This is a genomic window from Nocardia carnea NBRC 14403, from assembly GCF_000308515.1.
Lineage (GTDB): Bacteria > Actinomycetota > Actinomycetes > Mycobacteriales > Mycobacteriaceae > Nocardia > Nocardia carnea.
The window spans coordinates 117,299-135,462 of the sequence record NZ_BAFV01000020.1 but is presented as its reverse complement, the minus strand read 5'-3'; the positions used below and the strand labels follow the sequence as shown (position 1 = coordinate 135,462).

Genomic DNA, 18,164 nt, shown 5'->3' with positions numbered 1-18,164 from the left:
TTCGGGTGCAGCGTTAACCCACAAACCCGCGGTCCCGCCGAATGGGGCCCGGACCACGCGCGATACTGCCGATATGCCGCTGATCCGCACACCGGCGCGCCGCCCGGCGCAGTGCGCATCACCGCACCACCCCGGCAGACCACGGCCCCACCAGGTCACCGGTGTGCCGCCGCCTCCGCCCGGGCCGTGCGCGGAGTGCGGATGGTCGCCGCCCGGCCGGACCTATTAGGCTGTTGTAGCCCGCGCAGGTATCGGTGAGGATGTGATTCCGCGTGAGTTGGAGCCTGACCCCCGACGAATTCGCGCATATATGGCGCCAAGCCGACCTGGACCGGCTCCCCTACCCGTTGCGTGTCCTCGAATCGCCGCGCACCGAACGCGATGCCCAGGCGCTCTACGCCGAACTCGTCGAGCGCCTTCCCCCGGACCCCGACCGCGATACCTGCCTGCGTATCCTCGCCGAACCGCACACCCGCGTGATCGCCATCGGCGGCGCCGCCGAACCGGGCCGGGAACTGCGCGCATTGGGCTGTGTGGTCTTCGACCGCGCCGTCCTCGCGGTGCAGGAGCCGGGACGTACCGCGGAATTCGGCGGCACCATCCGGTTGTCCATCGGTCACAGCGCCAAACTCGGCGCCCGCCTGGCCGCACTGCTCCCGAAATCCCAGGCCGGACGCCATCCCGCACGCACCGCCTCCACCGCGGCGGTGCGTGACACCGAAACCGTTGTGCAGGAGGAACGCGCCGCCGCGCCGATCCGCAAACTGCTGCGCGCCCCGCACACCGCCCAGGGCCATATCCGGATCGAGGCGCACCTCGACCGGCCGAAACCACCGCCCGCGGTGCACTACACCTGGCTCGATCTGGAGAACGACGGCCGCTACCTACTCAAGGCCGACGACACCGTGCACATCGTGCCCGCCTCCACCGAACAACTCGCCATACATTTGCAGAAGCGGATCCCCGCTTGAACGCCGATCACTGCGACCCGCTGTCCGCGACCCGCCGTTGCGATTAGGCTGAGCGTGACCGACGGAGGGGTACGCCAGTCATGCAGATCGAAGACAGTCGAGCCGAGATCGTCCGGTTCCGCCAGGCAGCCCATGCGGGAACCGTCAAGTTCGATCCGGAGGCGGCGCGGCGCTGCGCCGATTTCTACGACCGGCAAGCCGACCAGCTGATCCAGCTGAGGCAAAACCTCACCGACGCCGCCGACCCCCACGGATTCGGCGGCCTGATCTCCGCCCGGCAACTCCAGGCCGGGTTCGGTCACAAAGCGCGCGATACCGCGGCCCTGCTCGACCACTACATCGAAGCCGCCTACCGAATGAAGGAAGCGTTCCTGCTCAGCGGTGGCCTGTACGAGGAAGCCGATGCCGCGAACGCCGCCGCCGTGCGCGCCGTCGAAGCGAGGATCCCCCGATGAGCGGAACCGACCCCGATTACATCAGCGCCATGGAGCATTTCGAAGCCATGCGCCACGAAGATATCTACCAGGCCACCCAGCAGATCGACGCCGGTGAGATCCTGCGCCTGTCAGGCACCTGGATGAATGCCGCCGCCACCCTGCAGAGCACCTTCCCCGTCACCCGTGCGAACGCGAACCTGGTCATGAACGAGGCGGAATGGGAGGGCGAGGCCGCCGACGCCGCGCTCGCCTGTACCCGCAGCTTCTCCGAATCCATCGAAGAACTCGCCGGGGTGGTCGGCCAGGTGGGTCTGCGCCTCGGCGCGGTGGCCGCGGCCGCGGAAGCCGTGAAGATCGCGGTGGTCCCGCCCGGCAATACCGGCCCGGTCGGCGCCCTGGCCCGCCTGCTGGAAGCAGCGAAGGTGATCGACGCGGACATGGTGCAGGAAGTCCTGCGCCAGGAAGCGATCCTCACCATGAACATGGTCTACAAACCCGCCTACACCACCGCCGGCAGCGGCGTCCCGGCCCTGCCCGAACCACCTCCGCTGCCCGGGGCCCTGCCCCCGCTGGCCCCGCCCATCGCCACCCCCCAGGTCGCCCCGCAACCGTCGTCCACCGGCACCGCACCGGACGCCGTGGACCCCGAACTGCCGAACCAACCGGGCACCATCCCCCCTCCTCAGCCCGCCGCACCGGTCCCCGCACCGGCCCCTGAGAGCGAGGCGCCGAGGCCACAACCCACACCGGAAATCCCGGAACCCACCGACGATCCGTCGCCCCAGTTCCCTGGCGCCCCCGAACCGCCGGAGCCCGCGCCGGCACCTCCCGCCCCGGCACAACCTCCTGCTGCCGAAGCCCCTCCGGAAGCGGACGAACCGGCCCCGGCCGCACCACCGCCGCCTCCCGCCCAGACCTCATCCGGCACCCCGCTCTCCGACCCCGACGGGCAGCCGGGCATCACCGGCCCCATCCCGGGTGGGCGCGCTCCGGATCAGCCCGGCGTCATACCGCCGCCGTAGCGCTCTACTTCGAGAAAGCGACGGACCGAAAGCGCGCGGATCGGGCGCTTATCTCAATTCACCCGATTCACATGCACCAGCTACACCCGCATGTGTAGCCCGCAGTGCTACACGGGGCTACACTGGTGCCCATGCGGACCATCACCCAACGCGAGTTCCGAAACAACTCGGCCCAGATCATGGACGCGGTGGCCGCCGGTGAAACCGTGCGGGTAACTCGTAATGGTGTCGAGGTCGCCGAGGTACGCCCTGTTCCAACCCGGCGCCGCCTCACCGCTGGAGAACTCATCCGGCGGCATCGGAATCTGCCCGCAATCGACTACGCCGAAATGCGACGCGAGGCAGATGAGTTCTTCGGAAACGAAGACCGCATCGGCGATGACGAAATCTGGGACCGTAACCGATGAGCAAGCGGTACGACGCCGGCGTACTGGACACCTGCACATACCTGGACCTGGGGCTGCTCGATGAGGAAGCATTACCGATCGAGCCGGCAATCACCGTAGTCACCCTCGCTGAACTACACCAGGGTGTCGCGATGGCACGCGATGCGGCGACACGCGCTATCCGGACGGAACATCTCGGAGCCGCGATCGTGAATTTCGATCCCCTACCGTTCGACGCCGCAGCCGTCGCCCGCTTCGGCTCACTGGTCGCGCTCACCATGGCCGCGAACCGAAACCCACGGCCGCGCAGGATGGATCTCCTCATAGCGGCAACCGCCTCCGCCCACAATCTCCCGCTGTACACCAGGAACGGCAGCGATTTCCGAGGACTGGAATCGATGGTCGACATCGTCGAAGTCTGATGCCGCGGATCGGGTGCGGAAGCACCCAGCAGGGTGGGACAGGAGTCGGCTCGACAGATGGGGGCACACACCGTCCACCGGCACCGGTTGGAACACAGCATTTTTCGTTCCATCGCCGGCAATCGCAACCTCGGCTTCCCTGCCGCAGCGATCCGGCAACTTCGGCGCAATACGCCTGGTACACAGGCGGGCGTCTACTCGAAATCTCAGCCGACGCCTGGAATGGCGGACCCGGTGGGGACCTGAGACCTCGGATAGGCGCCGCCGAATGTCCAGCCCATCGGCTGCCCACCACTACAGCCTGGGTTGACGTGCCGGGTGGTGTGCGGCTCGAAAACCTCCGACCAAGGATCGGTTCGGGTGGTGTATGGGGAGGCGGGCGGTACATTCGGGTCAGGTGACGGCAAAGGCGGAGCGAATACCGAACAGGTCACAAAGCCATGGATGACATATGCCTCGGCGTTGTCATTGGTACATCGTGCCCCGTCGCAGTGAACTCCCGGTGCGAGATCGAGTGCAGACGCTCCGGGAACGAACCCACTGAGCGCGGCGCAACTTGCTGCAGCGACAATTGCCACACGAAAGGCATTCCGAAACTGCATACTTCCCCCTCAGAACTTCGTCCGACGCCAACGGTAGCCGTTGTGCCCCTGCGGAACAAGGACGATTCATCCCGCGTTGGGATAGTCCTGCACCCAGTGGAATCCATCGCCGTTCAGCGGGAAGGAACCGGGGTCGACGACACTGAACTCGATTCGGGTCGAGCGGCCGTCGAGTTCACCTTCCAGGTGGAGATGGTCCGGGTCCGGGCGTACATAGGAGAATGTGGCCGGCGGCTTCTCTGTCCCCGGAGCGGTGACGATGGTGAGGGTCTGCGCGGCCGGGTCCACTTCCGCCGGAACACCCGTCAACCGCCCGTCCATACCCTGAACGGTCACCGCGCCCTCGACCTCGATCACGAGTCGCTGCCAGCGGGTCTCGTCGGTCAGCAGGGGCGGCACCGGTTCGCCGTCGACCCGGAACTCGGTCACCTCCCATAAACCGTAGAGCTCCGGTTTCGGCGCACCGCCGCCGTATTCCTGCCAGCCGCTCCAGTTCACCCACGATATTCCGGCGACCAGCCAGACCCCGAATACCGCCTGCGCCCAGGTCGCGTACCGGTTGGCGCGGGCGGTGGTGAACAGCGGCGGTTGGACCGCGGGCTCGGCGCGGCGGGCCAGTAGGAAGAAATCGGCGAACCGGCGGGCCTGCGGGGCGAGCAGGACCAAGGAGAAGACCAAGAGGTGGAAGGACAGGATTTTGACCGGTACGTCGAAGGTCATGTTCAGCACGAACACCTGCGCCATACTCACCACACTCAGCATCGCCCCCAGGGTGGCGGTGCGCGGCAGCAGCAGGAGCAGCCCGCCCGTGAGTTCGGCTACGCCGAGCAGGATTTCATACACCGGCGAACTGCCGACCTGCAACCACAGCACCGACATCGGTGTGAGCTCGCCGTACGGGAGGAGCAGAGTCGACAGCGAAGGCGGCGGCATCTGACTCGGTATCGCTTTGGCGATTCCGTAGAACAGCATCTGGCCGGCCAGGCAGAGCCGCAGGGCGGTCAGAAACCAGGCGGCGAGACGGGGATAGGCCGGGCGCCGGCGGTCCAGCACCGACCAGACAAGGGTCACCACGGCGGCGACCACCGCGATACAGACCAGCATCACCCAGATGGCGGCCTGGTCACCGCTGCCCGAGTTCTCCTGGAATACGGCTTCGGCCCCGAATACCGTACGCCCGACCCACTCCAATACCGGCGCGGCCTGCTGGAGCGGCCATATCGGCGCGGTATCCGGAAGCCATTCATCCAATACCGCGACGAGGGCGAAGATGATCTGTCCGATCATCACGCAGAACAGGACCGTGTAGATCACCCCGAAGCGGAACCCCACCCGCGCCGCCCACGGCCAGCGCACGGGCGCGGCCTTTCCCGGCACGGGCGGGGCCGGATCAGCACCGGGTTCTACGACCGCCGTATCGATGGCACTCACACCGCACCTCACTCTCCTGGCCGGTCTCCGGCCCACGCGATCCCCCACCGGCCGGGCATCACATCGAACCTAGGCCACCCCGGTGTCCTGACGCCTCCGTGACAACCCCCATCCGCGATCCTCCGCAAGCAGGATTTTCACCCTGGCCCGCCCCTCCGGTGCACCTATGGTGAGGATGTGGGAGCACAACCGGACCCGAATATCGAAGCCGCCCCGATAGCACGGGCCGTCACGGAAGTGCTCGGCGACGGCCTGGCCGGACTGTATCTCTACGGTTCGGCGGTGGCAGGCGGACTCCGTCACGACAGCGATATCGACCTTTTCGCCGTGGTCGAGAGTTCCCTCGGCGTTGACGTCCGGAAAGCACTGGTCGACACGCTGTTACGTCTTTCCGGTCGGTGGCCGCGGTCCGGTCCGGCTCGACCGGTCGAACTGACCGTGGTCGTCCGCGACGAGGTGAGGCCGTGGCATTTCCCGCCGCGCTCGGATTTCGTCTACGGCGAATGGCTGCGCGCAGAGATCGAGCGGGGACAACTGCCCACCCCCACCGAGGACCCGGACCTGACAATTCTCACCACCATGGTCCGTGATTCGTCGTCGACGCTGTTCGGTCCGCCCGCCGCGGACCTCTTGGATCCGGTCCCGGCGAACGACCTCGTCCGGGCCGTCGTCGCCGGCCTGCCCGAGTTGATCGCCGGTGTCCGGGGCGACGAACGCAATGTCGTGCTGACACTCGCCCGGATGTGGGTGACGGCCGAATCGGGCGTCGTGGTGTCCAAGGCAGATGCCGCCGAAGCGCTCGTATCCCGGCTGCCGGCCGAACACGCCGCGGTACTACGTCTCGCCCGGGCCGGCTACCTGGGCGAAGCCCCCGACGAGTGGACCCATCGAGGGGCGGAATTGGATGCGTTCGTCACCTACGCCGAAGGGCAGATCGTGTACGCGTGTGAGACATCCGGCTAGTTCGGGCTGCCATACCGCACCGTGGCCGATTGGGGGCCGGGCCCGTGCGCCGGTATCCCCGAAGCGGAACAGTGGCCACGGGGTGACGAATCGGTTCGCCCGGCGCATCGCCCGATTAGTCACAGACCCTCGACTACCAAGGGATCGGCCCGCCCGCACCCACGAAGGCCCCGTTGTGGCAAGGGTCGGCGGATTCCGCGGCGGAAAGGACGATCCGCGCGGCATCGTCCGGTGTGGTCGGCGCGTCCGCTGCCGCCGGGGCGAGTTCGGTGGCGACGAAACCCGGGCAGACCGCGGTCACTCGAACCGGGGTGTTCGCGAGTAGTTTCGCCAGTCCCACCGTGAGGCTGTTGAGGGCCGCTTTCGACGCCTGATACCCGGGGACCACCATCGAGTAGTAGGCCGACTCCGGGTTGCGCTGTTCGGACAGCGACCCCATCTCGGTGGAAACGTTCACGATATGCCCGGCCGGAGCCCGCCGGACCAGCGGCAGGAGGGCTTCGATCACGTTGGCGGGGCCGAAGGTGTTGGTCATCAAGGTTTCGGTGAAGGCGCCCGGGTGCGCGAAATTCACTGCCCCGGAAGCCGTTGCCTCGGGGAGGATCCCGGCATTGTTCACCAGCACGTCGATGTGGTCGTACCGCTCGCCGAGGGATTCGGCCAGGCAGCGGGCGCTGTCGACCGAGCACACGTCCAGCAGTTCACCTTCGGCGACGAGACCTTCGGCCCGCAGATCCCGCACCACGGCATCCACGGCTTCCGCGCGACGGCCCGTCACCACCACCCGGTAGCCCTTGCGGGCGAATGCGGTGGCGGTTGCCCGGCCGATTCCGCGCGTCGCACCGGTGACCACCACTATATTCTCTGCCATTTCGGTCCTTTCGCGTTTGCTGTTGCACTTTCGAGCAAACGCGATTCGCAACATGAACGCTGGCAGAAAATCGCCATCACGTTCGAGCGCCGATGTCTGGGCCGTGCAAGTAGTTGGCCCACAGCAGGGTTCGAGGTGACGGGCACCAGCCGGCACAGACCCCGGCGGCGAACTGCCGGAGGCTGGTCCGGTCCACTCCAGTCCGATACCCGGCCGACTGCGGCGAAGCGGATACCACAGGGCGAGCGCGATCAGTGGAATGACAAACAGGGAGTGACACCCGCCGAGCACCGGTGGTCAGTAGTGGTAGCGGGCCTGTGCGATCAGGATGCTGTCGCCGGAGACCGCATAGACCAGGCGGTGTTCGTCGTTGATTCGACGCGACCAGTACCCCGATTTATCCCCTTTCAGGGGTTCGGGCCTACCCAGCCCCGTGAACACGATGGTACCGAATTATGGTACGAGTTGGCGATCGCCCGAGGGCCGGGTTTACGCTTCGCCCTGGTCGTACGTCCAGTCGGGCGTCGGATAGCATGGTCGCGGCCGCATTGCGGCCCGCGGCGTAGTGAGGGAACCCGGTGGGAGTCCGGGACTGGCGCGCAACGGTGACACCGTGCAGGTGAAGTCCGATCGCTCACGCGTCGCACCGACGCCGGCCTCGCGCACAGGCCCAGACGCAAGGAGTCCAGTCCTGATGCGGTTGTTTCCGCTGATCATCACCACCGTAGTGGCCGCTGCCGCGCTCGCCGGCTGCTCGGCCACCGAAGCCGGAACCGCCTCCGATACCGCGACCGATACGGCGGGCTATCCGAGGAAGATCAGCAACTGCGGTGTCGAGGTCACGGTGGACGCTCCGCCGCAGCGTGCGGTCGCGCTGAATCAAGGGTCAGCGGAGATCATGCTCTCGCTCGGCCTGGCCGACCGGATGGTTGGGACCGCGACCTGGACCGATCCGGTGCGTGAGAATCTCGCCGACGCGAACGCGAAGGTCCCCCGGCTGGCCGAGAACGCCCCCTCGTTCGAGGTGGTTCTCGATACCGAACCCGATTTCGTCGCGGCCTCCTTCGGGGGCACTCTCGGCGCCGGCGGGGTGGCCGACCGAGACCAGTTCGCGCAGCTGGGCGTGCCGTCCTATCTGTCGCCGACCGACTGCGACGGGAAAACGGATGCCAGTGTCAATGCCGACGGCGCCCGCACCGAACCGCTGACCATGGATTCGGTGTACAGGGAGGTCCGCGACCTCGCAGCGATCTTCGATATCGAGGAACGCGGCGAGCAACTGGTCACCGAACTACGCGGCCGCCACGATGCCGCGGTCGGCCGGATCGCCGCCCAGGACGTATCGCTGGCGTACTGGTTCGCCGACACCTCCACGCCCTACATGGCGGGATGCTGCGGATCGTCCGGCATCATCACCGACGCGGTCGGCGCGAAGAACATTTTCGACGACACCACCAACGAGTGGCCGCAGGTCAGCTGGGAAACGGTCCTCGACCGCAACCCGACCGCCCTCGTCCTGGCCGATCTGAGCCGGCGCAGCCTGGCCGGCGACGCCCTCGACAGCAAGATCTCGTTCCTGGAATCGAACCCGGTCACCGTGCGACTGGATGCCGTCCGGAACAAGCGCTATATCGTCGTCAACGGTGCCGATCTGAATCCGTCGATCCGGACGGTCGACGGTATCGAGAAAGTCGCCGACGCCCTGGAGCGGTGGGGCTACGGTTCGTGAGTCCGCCGACAGCACAGGCCGCCCCGGTCACGCGCGCACCCGCGACGGCCGCGCTGGTGCTGCTCGGTCTGGCGGCGCTGGCCGTCTCGATGGCGTTCACGATCACCATCGGTCCCGCTGAGCTGTCCATCGGCGATGTCTACGCCGTACTGTTCGACAAGCTCGGTATCGGCGCCGCGGAGGTTTCGGCGATCCGCGAAGGCATCGTCTGGGAACTGCGGCTACCGCGGACACTGCTCGCCGCGATCTGCGGCGCCGGACTGGCCGTCTGCGGGGCGATCATGCAATCGCTGCTGCGCAACCCGCTCGCGGATCCGTTCGTCCTCGGTATCTCGTCCGGCGCGTCCACCGGTGCGGTGATCGTGGCGGTACTCGGGGTGGGCGGCGGCCTGGTATCACTGTCCACCGGCGCGCTGGTCGGCGCCTTGGTCTCGTTCGGCCTGGTGCTGCTGCTGGCGGCGGGGGCCGGTGGCGGCGCGGCCAAGGTGGTGCTGGCGGGGGTCGCGGGCACCCAGTTGTTCTCCGCGCTCACCTCGTTCATCGTGTTGTCCTCCGCCGATGCCGAACGCACCCGCGGCATCCTCTTCTGGCTGCTGGGTTCGCTGGCGGGCGCGAGCTGGACCGATGTCACGGTCACGGCACTGGTCTGCGCCGCCGGTTTCGTGCTGTGCTGGTGGCGGCATTCCGCACTGGACGCGTTCACCTTCGGGTCGTCGGCCGCGGCGACCCTGGGCATCGCGGTCGGGCGGACCCGGCTGCTGCTACTCGTCGTCACCGCCCTGATGACCGCGGTGCTGGTCAGTGCGGCCGGGGCGATCGGTTTCGTCGGCCTGGTCCTGCCGCATGCCGCCCGGTTCCTGGTGGGTCCCCGGCACAGCCGGCTGCTGCCGGTCTGTGCCGTTCTGGGCGCTGTTCTGCTGGTCTGGGTCGATGCACTGGCACGGACCGTTTTCGCCCCGCAGGAGGTACCGGTCGGAGTGGTCACCGCATTGATCGGGGTGCCCGCGTTCGCACTGTTGCTGTTCCGCACCCGGAGCACCGAATGACCCTGCCGCAACATCCCGGCCCGCCGGCGAACCGCAGGACGGAGGTGAACAGATGACACTGAGCGGCACACATCTGTCGTGGACCCGCGGCGGCAACCTGGTCGTCGACGATATCGATATCCGGCCGCGGCCCGGGCAGACGGTCGGATTGCTCGGGCCGAACGGGTCCGGTAAATCCTCGCTGCTGCGGTTGCTCGCGGGAGTCTCGCGACCCGATCGCGGCACCGTCACCCTCGACGGCACTCCCCTGCACCGCCTCGGGCGGCGCCCGCTGGCCCGCCGGGTCGCGATGGTCGGCCAGCATGCGCATACCGAGGTCGATATCACCGTGCGCGATGTCGTACGCCTGGGCCGGATCCCGCACCGTGACCTGTTCGGCACCGACTCCCGGGAGGACGAGTCGATCGACAAAGCGTTGCACGCCACCGGTCTCGCGGCACACGCACACCGCACCTGGCGCACCCTCTCCGGCGGCGAACGCCAGCGCACCCAGATCGCGCGCGCCCTGGCGCAGGAACCCAGCGAACTACTGCTCGACGAGCCCACCAACCATCTCGATATCGCCCACCAGCTCGAAATCCTGGATCTGATCACCGAACTGCCCATCACCACCGTGGTCGCCCTGCACGATCTGAACCTCGCGGCGATGTTCTGCGACTACGTACTGGTTCTGGACCGTGGCCGGATCGCTGCCCACGGACTGCCTGCCGAAACCCTGACCGAACGTCTGGTCCACGACGTCTACGGTGTTCGCGCCACCGTCACCGTAGACGACGGCGTTCCCGTCATCCGCTATCGCCGCCCGGCGGGCGTACCGCAAGCTGTCGACCGGTAAGCGCCCGCCTGATCCCACAGGCCGCGACAGTCGATGCCCACGCGCGAACTCAGCGAGGCGCGAGCCGCCGTACCGGCCGGTTGGCCGGGGAGAAGCCGCCCCCGCACAAGCGGTCGTCGCACCTTTACACCCGGTCGCTTCCGGCGAGCACACGCGGGTCCCCGTGATTCCCGCGGAAAATCTCTGGAGCGCAACGGGTCCGGTGTGTACAGTTCCGGACACGGCACACCGTGCGGGTGGGCCGGAGTGAATCGGTTTTCGGATCCACAGGTTGCGGGTTCGAATCCTGCCGCGGCCCTTACGGGCGCGTAGCTCAATGGACAGAGCAGTGGACTTTCCGGTTCCCACCACCACGCCCATCCGCCGGCGGTGCCGCGCAACGAGAACGGGCCGACGCCGGCCGGTTATCTGGTATATACGGGTTCGAATCCTGCATGCACCCGGGGAAACCCGGGTACATGAACTCCGGTCGGCACCCCATGCCCGTTCTCCGCGCGCACCGACACAGTGGGGAGCGGGCCGGCAGCCTGCCGGTTATCTTTCGGGTAGATCATCCCGGCGGACACCAGCACGCCCGTCTCCCCGCATGCCCGGATACCGGGCCGAGGGAAGGGGTAACGATGGACGCACTGGCACGGATCGATCTGCGCAGCACACCGCAGCGAGAACAGGCCGATACGCGGCAGATGCCGAACAACGCGGGCGGGTGGACCTTCGAAATCACCCCGCAGGTGCGGTTGCGCCGGTTCCTCACCCTCGGCACCGACGGTGGCACCTACTATGTCGGCACCCGGGAACTCACTCGCGAAAATGCTGCCGTGGTGGTGGAATTCGCGCAGGAGCGGACCGCGGAACTGGTTGCCGAGATCGTCGATGTCTCGGTGTCCGGCCGGGCACCACGGCAGAATCCCGCGTTGTTCGCGCTCGCCGCCGCGGCTTCGCTGGGCGATACCGAGGGCCGGCGCACCGCGCTGGACGCGCTACCGCTGGTGGCGCGCACCGGAACCCACCTGTTCCTGTTCGCGCGATATATCGAACAGTTCCGCGGCTGGGGTCGCGGCCTGCGGCGTGCCGTAGCGCACTGGTACACGAGCCGGCCGATCGACGAAATCGCCTATCAGGCCGTGAAGTACCGGCAGCGCGAAGGCTGGACCCACCGCGACCTGCTGCGCCTGTCACACCCGGAAACCACCGAGAACGAGCGTAAGCGCCTGTTCGACTGGATCTGCGGACGCGAACCCGCCCTGGACGGATTGCGGCTCGTGGAAGGGTTCCACCGCGCACAGACCGCCGAGGCCGCCGCGATTCCGGCGCTGGTACACGAGTACCGGCTGTCATGGGAGATGCTGCCCGATACCGCGCTCACCGAGCCTGCGGTATGGGAAGCGCTGCTGGACAGCGGTCTTCCGCAGACCGCGCTCATGCGGCAGCTGCCGCGACTGACCGGCCTCGGCCTGCTGGACCCGCTCGCCGCGCGCACCCGGGCGGTGGCCGCGCAACTGGCGGATCCGGAACGGTTGCGGCACGGCCGAGTGCACCCGGTGAACGTACTGGTCGCACTACGCACCTATGCCGCGGGCCGCGGCGTGCGTGGACGCAGCACCTGGTCACCGGCACAGCCGATCGTCGATGCCCTGGACGCGGCGTTCTACGCGGCGTTCCGGGCGGTGGAACCCACCGGGAAGCGGTATCTGCTCGCGCTCGACGTCTCGGGATCGATGATGGCTCCGATCGCGGGGCTGCCGCTGTCGGCACGCGAGGCCAGCGCGGCACTCGCGCTGGTGACGGCGGCGACCGAACCGCAGCACAGGATCGTCGGTTTCACCGCACTCGAGGGCAGTACGAATTACCGGGATGCCGCACTGCGGCAGGTGGATATCAGCCCGCGGCAGCGGCTCGACGATGCAATCCGCGCGGTATCGAACCTGCCGTTCGGCGGTACGGATTGCTCGCTGCCCATGCGCTACGCACTCGAAAGTGGTATCGACGTGGACGTATTCGTGGTCCTCACCGACAACGAGACGTGGGCCGGAAAAGAACACCCGCACCAGTCGCTTCGGCGCTACCGCGAACACATCAACCCGATGGCCAAGCTGGTGGTGCTGGGAATGACCGCGAGCAATTTCACCATCGCCGATCCGCGGGACGCCGGAATGCTCGATATCGCCGGTTTCGACGCCGCGGTGCCGACTTTACTGGCCGATTTCGCCCGCGAAGCTTGACCGATCCCGGCATCAGAGGTGCACGAGCCCGGCGTCAGGAGTGCAACAGCACCCGGCCGGCACAATCCCGGTCGATCAGGGGCCGTCCGGTCTTGCCCGGGTACTCCGAGCGGTCCGGCCGGGGTCCATCGACTTCCGGCCGGGCCGAGCATTGCCGGCCACAAGCGTCCGCGCCACCGTGCACGGCTGCGACGCCCATCTGCGCGGCCTCACCGCTCCTGATGCGGCGCCCCGGCCCGGCCGACCGGTGTACGCCGGAGACCCGACAACGTGCTCGGTGAGGGGCTACCGGTGGTCGGGCCTTGCCTGTTCGGGGCCCGCTTTCCGCCTGGCAGGCCGGGGCAACTGCGCCGGTTCGTCTCACCGGCGATGGCCGGCTGTCCCTACAACCCGGCGAAATCCGGATGACTCACCGGGGCGCTGAGCAGGCCCGCGCAGGCGTCGGTGAGGAAGTATCCGAGCGCTGTCCATTCGGCGGTTCGGGTGCCCTCGCTGATCCGGGTTTCGTATTCGGCGCAGATATCGATGATCATGCGGCCCACGATCCGCTCGCGACCGGTGCGCACCGTGGGCGGCACGGCCGACAGGTATTCGTGGATCTGCGCGATAACGCGGTCGGTCAGCTCGTCGGCACGGGCGGATTCGGTGAGCATGGCGGCGGTGGACGGTGTGATCGCCAACTGACGTTGCAGCCGCGCCCGCCAGGTCGGCGTAGGCAGAGATCCGATATGGCTGGTCACCGGCAGGATCAGGCATTGCAGATATTCCGTGAGACCGGGATCGGCCGGGAGCCGGGCGATCAGATCGGCGCGGATGCGGCGCACCGGTTCGCGGTAGCGGTCCACCAGTTCGCGCAGGAGTTCGTCGCGGCCCCCGAAGTGGTAGGTGACCGCCGAGTGGTTGGACTGGCCCGCGTGCTCGGCGATACGCCGGCTGGATACCGAGTCGATCCCGTGGGTCGCGAACAGTTCCTCGGCGGAGTCCAGGAGGGCCTGCCTGGCCAGATCACCGCGCCGTCCCACCGTTTGTCCTCGCCTTCTGTCGTGCCTGCGGGCAGGTTCTCATCCTGCCCCCATACCGCTGGTACGCGGTTGCGATCAGTCTCACAGCCCGCGGGTATCACCATTTTAAGTCAAGTGGCGTAAATTAGTTCCATACCGGGTGTGCGGCCCGAGGGATCGATGACGCTGCCCCGCCGCCGAGAACCCACCGGATCTTCTGCCGAACCCGCGGGTTCGCATCTGCCCACAGCAAGGAGTGCCGCGGTGACTGCCTCGCCGACCGAAACCGAAAGCCCGCCCACACAGGTGGAGCTCGACAAAGCCGACCAGGAAGAGCTGGCTCGCACGAAAAAGGAGAAGATCGGCCGCATCGTCGGCATGTTCGTCTTCCCGTTCCTGATGGTCGGCATGATGATCACCGGCTACCTCGCCGCCATGCACGCACCCGCGCCGAACAATATGCCGGTCGCGGTCGCCGGGCCGGGCGCGGCCGAATTCGCGACGGCATTGGAAGCCGATCAGGGCGCCGCCGTAGAGGTGCGGATCACCGGCAGCGATGCCGAAGCCCGCGAACTCGTGTTCGGCCGCGAGGTCACCGGCGCGGTCTCGCTACCGGCCGGCCCCGACGGCCCCGCCACGGTCTATACGGCCGGTGCCGCAGGCGCCTCCCAGTCGTCGAGCATCGGCCAGGTGCTGTCGGCCCAGGTGATCGCCGACGACCTCCAGCCGCGCACCGAAGATCTCGCACCGCTCCCGGCGCACGATACGGCCGGGCTGGCGGTCATGTTCATGACCACCGCGCTCATGCTCGCCGGATATATGCCACTGAGCCTGATGCTTTCCTCGGCGCCGGAACTGTTGCGGTTCCGGCGGTTCGTCCCGCTGCTCGCGGGCTGGTCGGCGCTCATGGCCGGGCTGGTGTGGACGGTCGCCGATCCGATCCTCGGCGCCGTCGAAGGCCATACCGCGGAAGTGCTGGGTATCAGCTGGCTGGCAGTGTTCGCGGTGGGTTCGGTGCAGTTGTTCCTGACCCGGATCCTCGGGCCGATGGCCGTGCTGGTGGGCATGTTGTTCCTGATGGTGCTCGGCGTCCCGGCCTCGAACCTCGGTATGTCGGTGTACACGCTGCCCTCGCTCTACCCGGTGCTGCACGGTTTCCTGCCCGCCCCGGCCACCGGTGAGGCGTTGCGTTCGATCCTGTTCTTCGGCGGCAACGGGCTGGCCGGTCATCTGGCGGTTCTCGCCGCCGGTGCGGGGATCGCACTACTGGCCACGCTGGGAATCGATGCGCTCGAACGGCGCCGTAATCCGAATGCCGCGCCGCCGGCGCGCACCGTCGAATCCCTGCTGCCCGGCCCACGCCCACGTACCCGTGTGCACTACGCCCTGCTGGCGTTCTTCCCGCTGGCCATGGTGGGCATGATGATGACGACCATGCTCGGCGCGATGTATCAACCGGCGCCCAAGGAGATGCCGGTGGCGGTCGTCGCGGCCACCCCGGAAATGACCGATCAGGTGGTGCAGGGTCTCGACCAGAACATGGCCGGCCTGTTCGATCTGCGTGGTTCCATCGATAGCGACGAGGCCCGCGAACTCGTTCGCGACCGCACGGTATCGGCCGCCTACATCCTGCCGTCGGCGCAGACCCCGCATGCCACACTGATCACCAACGAGGCCGCCGGGATGAGCCAGCAGCAGGTGGTGCAGACGGTATTCGGGCAGGTCGCCGCCGGTCAGCAGATGCCGATGGAAATCGAGAACATCACGGCACTGGCCGATACCGACAGTATGGGCACGGTGAGCATGTATCTGGCCATGGGCTGGATCATGGCCGGCTTCATGATCATCATCGTCGGCTCGACGGCGGCACCGATGGTGATGGGCCTGCGCACCCTGCTGCCGCTCCTGGCCGGTTGGTCCCTGGCGATGTCGGCGATCGTCTGGCTGATCGCCGGCCCGCTCGTCGGCGCCGTGCACGGGCATTTCCTGCCACTGCTAGGGGTGGGTGCGGTCGCGATATTCAGTACAGCCCTGTTCACCACGATCTTCGTGCGACTCCTCGGCATGCTGGCTGTACTCCCGGTGATCGCAGTACTGATGTTCCTCGGGGTGCCCGCATCCAACGGCGCCATGTCGATCTATATGGAACCGGAGATGTTCCGGGTCCTGCACGAAGTACTGCCGATGCCGGCGGCAGTGGAGTCGGTGCGCTCGATCCTGTACTTCGATGCGGATACGGTCGGCACCCATGTGGCGACATTCGCGGTATGGGGCGTGATTTCGCTGGTGGTCGTGATGCTGATCGACCGGTTGCGGCCTCGCCGCGCGGACGCGGCGTTGCCCGTGGGCACCGAAAACTGAATCGGTAGAACGCATCCGACACGTTCCGCTCGCGGCATCACCGATGCCGCGAGCGGAACGGCCGAGTGCGAAAACGGCCTCGATGGCGCACTGACGCCACCCGTGGCGCGCGAGCAGGAGTTGCCGGGCGATTGCCGATATCATCACAGGCACCCGAAGCAACCCTGGAGTACAGGTAGTACCGATGACATCCCAGCCGAGCACGCTGTCCGCCGAACCGCCTGAAGCCGAGGCGGGTCCGGGTGTGCAGGCCGCTCCGGCTCGGGTTCGGCCGAGCGGCTTCTTCCCGCCACCGCGCGAGCTGCGCGGCAACCTCAACGGCTGGACCTACCCGGCAGTGTTCCTGGTGGCGATTCTCGCCACCTTCCTCGCGGCCCAGGCGGCCCTCTCCGTCGACTCGGGTGAACCGCTGCTCACCGCGCTGCATATCGCGGCCGCCGTCTGGGTGGCCTCGTTCCTGCCGATGATCTCCGCGACGTCGCGGGGCCGGTCGCGAATCAGGGTCGACGGTGCCCGGTTCGCCAGCGATCGCGGCGCGCTGGTGGTGCGCCGCTCGCTCGGTTACGAGATCGCGCTGGTGCTCTGCTTCCTGAGCCCGGCGGCGCTCTGCGCGATCTACGGAATCGGAGTACTGACCGGCAACCTCACCCTGCGTTTGCCGATCCCCCCATGGCTCGCGATCACGGTCGCGGCCGTACTGCTCGGATACCTCGCGGTCTACGCGCGCCGCCCGGAGATCCGCCGCCTGGTACTCACCCCGATGCATATCGTGGTACCCACCAAAACCTCCATCGGGAACCGGGTGAGCTGGACCGCTGTGGAACGGGTCGCCGTGCAGTCGCGCAACAATTCCAAGGGCACCATCCGCATCGAATCCCCCGGTCGCCGGCCCGGTCGCACGAGCATCAAACGGATACACGCGGAAAAGCTCTCGATCGGGGCCGCGGGAACGTACTGGCTGATCCGCTACTACCACGAACATCCCGAGGCGCGTGCCGAACTATCGGACGACCGCGCCGTCGAGCGGTTACGTAACTACGGGGTCGTGGATCCTTTCTCCGGGTGAGCCGCGAAGCCCCCCTCGGATGTGCTGCCGGGCCGGATACGGCCACACAATCGGCAGTGCGCCGCACCTGCCGCCCGCGGGTGACCGTCCGCGAAGACATCCCTCCCGAGGCGCAGATCAGGCTCCGGGAATGGTTCGGGTGCGGCAGATGCACGAATGGGTGGTGTCCGAGGACGAGGCCGTCGCCATACAGCAGCGACTCCGGTCGCAGGTTGTGGTGGGCGACGACCACGGGCCGGTACGTCGGGTGGCCGGGCTGGATGTGGCCTACCGGGACCCGGATATCGCGGTGGGAGTCGTGACCGTGCTCGATGCCGAATCGCTGACGGTGCTCGACCAGGCCGTGGTCCGGGAACGGATCGACTTCCCCTATATATCCGGTCTTTTCGCATTCCGTGAAGTCCCCGCACTGACCCGGGCCCTGGAGAAGCTGACCGTCGAACCCGATGCGCTCGTCTGCGACGGCCACGGACTGGCCCATCCCCGCCGCTTCGGCCTGGCCGCGCACCTCGGTGTCCTCACCGGCCTGCCGAGTATCGGTGTCGCGAAGAACTCCTACGGCGAGGCCGGCACACCCGGACCCGATCGCGGCGACTGGAGCCCGATCATCGCCGACGGCGAAATCGTCGGCCGCGTCCTGCGCACGCAACGCGAGATCAAACCGGTCTACGTCTCGGTGGGCCACCGCTTCACCCTCGACTCGGCCTGCGACCTGGTGTTACGCCTGGCACCCCGCTACCGGCTACCGGAAACCACCCGCACCGCCGACCATCTGGGCCGCATTTCCTGAGCAGGAGCA

Annotated in this window: 16 protein-coding genes and 1 pseudogene; 13 read left to right on the top strand and 4 right to left on the bottom strand. The window is 67.5% G+C overall.

Annotated features, from left to right (window positions below):
- Nucleotides 1-272: 272 nt before the first annotated feature.
- The 5 genes from ON22_RS07085 to ON22_RS07065 all read left to right on the top strand — a co-directional run bounded on the left by ON22_RS07085 (nucleotide 273) and on the right by ON22_RS07065 (nucleotide 3,238).
- Nucleotides 273-971, top strand: a complete 699-nt coding sequence (locus ON22_RS07085) for an ESX secretion-associated protein EspG (protein ID WP_033244712.1) — start codon at nucleotides 273-275, stop codon at nucleotides 969-971.
- Between the two features lie 80 nt (nucleotides 972-1,051).
- Complete coding sequence (locus ON22_RS07080) at nucleotides 1,052-1,426, top strand: hypothetical protein (protein WP_033244711.1); 375 nt, start codon at nucleotides 1,052-1,054, stop codon at nucleotides 1,424-1,426.
- Nucleotides 1,423-2,430 (top strand): WXG100 family type VII secretion target, encoded by a 1,008-nt coding sequence (locus ON22_RS07075; RefSeq protein WP_033244710.1) that lies wholly within the window; start codon nucleotides 1,423-1,425, stop codon nucleotides 2,428-2,430. The genes ON22_RS07080 and ON22_RS07075 overlap by 4 nt, the downstream gene beginning before the upstream one ends.
- Nucleotides 2,431-2,561: 131 nt before the next feature.
- A complete protein-coding gene (locus tag ON22_RS07070; protein ID WP_033244709.1) occupies nucleotides 2,562-2,837 on the top strand; it encodes a type II toxin-antitoxin system Phd/YefM family antitoxin in 276 nt (91 codons plus the stop codon).
- Nucleotides 2,834-3,238 (top strand): type II toxin-antitoxin system VapC family toxin, encoded by a 405-nt coding sequence (locus tag ON22_RS07065; RefSeq protein WP_033244708.1) that lies wholly within the window; start codon nucleotides 2,834-2,836, stop codon nucleotides 3,236-3,238. The genes ON22_RS07070 and ON22_RS07065 overlap by 4 nt, the downstream gene beginning before the upstream one ends.
- A gap of 668 nt (nucleotides 3,239-3,906) precedes the next feature.
- Here ON22_RS07065 and ON22_RS07060 read toward each other — a convergent pair.
- Complete coding sequence (locus tag ON22_RS07060) at nucleotides 3,907-5,271, bottom strand: DoxX family protein (RefSeq protein ID WP_231508612.1); 1,365 nt, start codon at nucleotides 5,269-5,271, stop codon at nucleotides 3,907-3,909.
- 177 nt (nucleotides 5,272-5,448) lie between these two features.
- On the opposite strand from ON22_RS07060, the gene ON22_RS07055 reads away from it, so the two are divergent.
- A complete protein-coding gene (locus tag ON22_RS07055; protein ID WP_051157243.1) occupies nucleotides 5,449-6,234 on the top strand; it encodes an aminoglycoside adenylyltransferase family protein in 786 nt (261 codons plus the stop codon).
- Nucleotides 6,235-6,367: 133 nt separating this feature from the next.
- On the opposite strand, the gene ON22_RS07050 is transcribed toward ON22_RS07055, so the two are convergent.
- A complete protein-coding gene (locus ON22_RS07050; RefSeq protein ID WP_033244707.1) occupies nucleotides 6,368-7,105 on the bottom strand; it encodes an SDR family NAD(P)-dependent oxidoreductase in 738 nt (245 codons plus the stop codon).
- A gap of 297 nt (nucleotides 7,106-7,402) precedes the next feature.
- Nucleotides 7,403-7,543, bottom strand: a pseudogene (locus ON22_RS07045) (Txe/YoeB family addiction module toxin); the annotation flags it as partial.
- A gap of 256 nt (nucleotides 7,544-7,799) precedes the next feature.
- Here ON22_RS07045 and ON22_RS07040 point away from each other — a divergent pair.
- The 4 genes from ON22_RS07040 (at nucleotide 7,800) to ON22_RS07025 (ending at nucleotide 12,937) form a co-directional block, all read left to right on the top strand.
- Nucleotides 7,800-8,834 carry an ABC transporter substrate-binding protein gene (locus ON22_RS07040; RefSeq protein ID WP_033244706.1) on the top strand — a complete coding sequence of 345 codons (1,035 nt, stop codon included), beginning with the start codon at nucleotides 7,800-7,802 and terminating at the stop codon, nucleotides 8,832-8,834.
- Between the two features lie 89 nt (nucleotides 8,835-8,923).
- Complete coding sequence (locus ON22_RS07035) at nucleotides 8,924-9,880, top strand: FecCD family ABC transporter permease (protein ID WP_081595393.1); 957 nt, start codon at nucleotides 8,924-8,926, stop codon at nucleotides 9,878-9,880.
- Nucleotides 9,881-9,932: 52 nt separating this feature from the next.
- The gene (locus ON22_RS07030) at nucleotides 9,933-10,715 is read left to right on the top strand and encodes an ABC transporter ATP-binding protein (protein ID WP_033244705.1); all 783 of its coding nucleotides are present in this window, start codon (nucleotides 9,933-9,935) and stop codon (nucleotides 10,713-10,715) included.
- A gap of 620 nt (nucleotides 10,716-11,335) precedes the next feature.
- Nucleotides 11,336-12,937, top strand: coding sequence for a TROVE domain-containing protein (locus ON22_RS07025; RefSeq protein WP_033244704.1), 1,602 nt, complete (start codon nucleotides 11,336-11,338; stop codon nucleotides 12,935-12,937).
- 383 nt (nucleotides 12,938-13,320) lie between these two features.
- Here ON22_RS07025 and ON22_RS07020 read toward each other — a convergent pair whose 3' ends face one another.
- Entirely contained in the window at nucleotides 13,321-13,959 is a 639-nt protein-coding gene (locus ON22_RS07020; RefSeq protein WP_033244703.1) for a TetR/AcrR family transcriptional regulator, read from the bottom strand.
- A 243-nt stretch (nucleotides 13,960-14,202) separates the two neighbouring features.
- On the opposite strand from ON22_RS07020, the gene ON22_RS07015 reads away from it, so the two are divergent.
- The 3 genes from ON22_RS07015 to ON22_RS07005 all read left to right on the top strand — a co-directional run bounded on the left by ON22_RS07015 (nucleotide 14,203) and on the right by ON22_RS07005 (nucleotide 18,155).
- Nucleotides 14,203-16,299, top strand: coding sequence for an ABC transporter permease (locus tag ON22_RS07015; RefSeq protein ID WP_231508611.1), 2,097 nt, complete (start codon nucleotides 14,203-14,205; stop codon nucleotides 16,297-16,299).
- Nucleotides 16,300-16,483: 184 nt separating this feature from the next.
- Nucleotides 16,484-17,365 (top strand): hypothetical protein, encoded by an 882-nt coding sequence (locus ON22_RS07010; protein WP_033244702.1) that lies wholly within the window; start codon nucleotides 16,484-16,486, stop codon nucleotides 17,363-17,365.
- 130 nt (nucleotides 17,366-17,495) lie between these two features.
- Complete coding sequence (locus tag ON22_RS07005; protein WP_051157242.1) at nucleotides 17,496-18,155, top strand: endonuclease V; 660 nt, start codon at nucleotides 17,496-17,498, stop codon at nucleotides 18,153-18,155.
- Nucleotides 18,156-18,164 lie beyond the last annotated feature (9 nt).

Coding starts and splice junctions, on each gene's coding strand:
- ON22_RS07065 (WP_033244708.1), top strand. CDS start 2,834: ATGAGCAAGCGGTACGACGCCGGCGTACTGGACACCTGCACATACCTG.
- ON22_RS07080 (WP_033244711.1), top strand. CDS start 1,052: ATGCAGATCGAAGACAGTCGAGCCGAGATCGTCCGGTTCCGCCAGGCA.
- ON22_RS07025 (WP_033244704.1), top strand. CDS start 11,336: ATGGACGCACTGGCACGGATCGATCTGCGCAGCACACCGCAGCGAGAA.
- ON22_RS07075 (WP_033244710.1), top strand. CDS start 1,423: ATGAGCGGAACCGACCCCGATTACATCAGCGCCATGGAGCATTTCGAA.
- ON22_RS07005 (WP_051157242.1), top strand. CDS start 17,496: ATGGTTCGGGTGCGGCAGATGCACGAATGGGTGGTGTCCGAGGACGAG.
- ON22_RS07070 (WP_033244709.1), top strand. CDS start 2,562: ATGCGGACCATCACCCAACGCGAGTTCCGAAACAACTCGGCCCAGATC.
- ON22_RS07050 (WP_033244707.1), bottom strand. CDS start 7,105: ATGGCAGAGAATATAGTGGTGGTCACCGGTGCGACGCGCGGAATCGGC.
- ON22_RS07010 (WP_033244702.1), top strand. CDS start 16,484: ATGACATCCCAGCCGAGCACGCTGTCCGCCGAACCGCCTGAAGCCGAG.
- ON22_RS07040 (WP_033244706.1), top strand. CDS start 7,800: ATGCGGTTGTTTCCGCTGATCATCACCACCGTAGTGGCCGCTGCCGCG.
- ON22_RS07035 (WP_081595393.1), top strand. CDS start 8,924: ATGGCGTTCACGATCACCATCGGTCCCGCTGAGCTGTCCATCGGCGAT.
- ON22_RS07030 (WP_033244705.1), top strand. CDS start 9,933: ATGACACTGAGCGGCACACATCTGTCGTGGACCCGCGGCGGCAACCTG.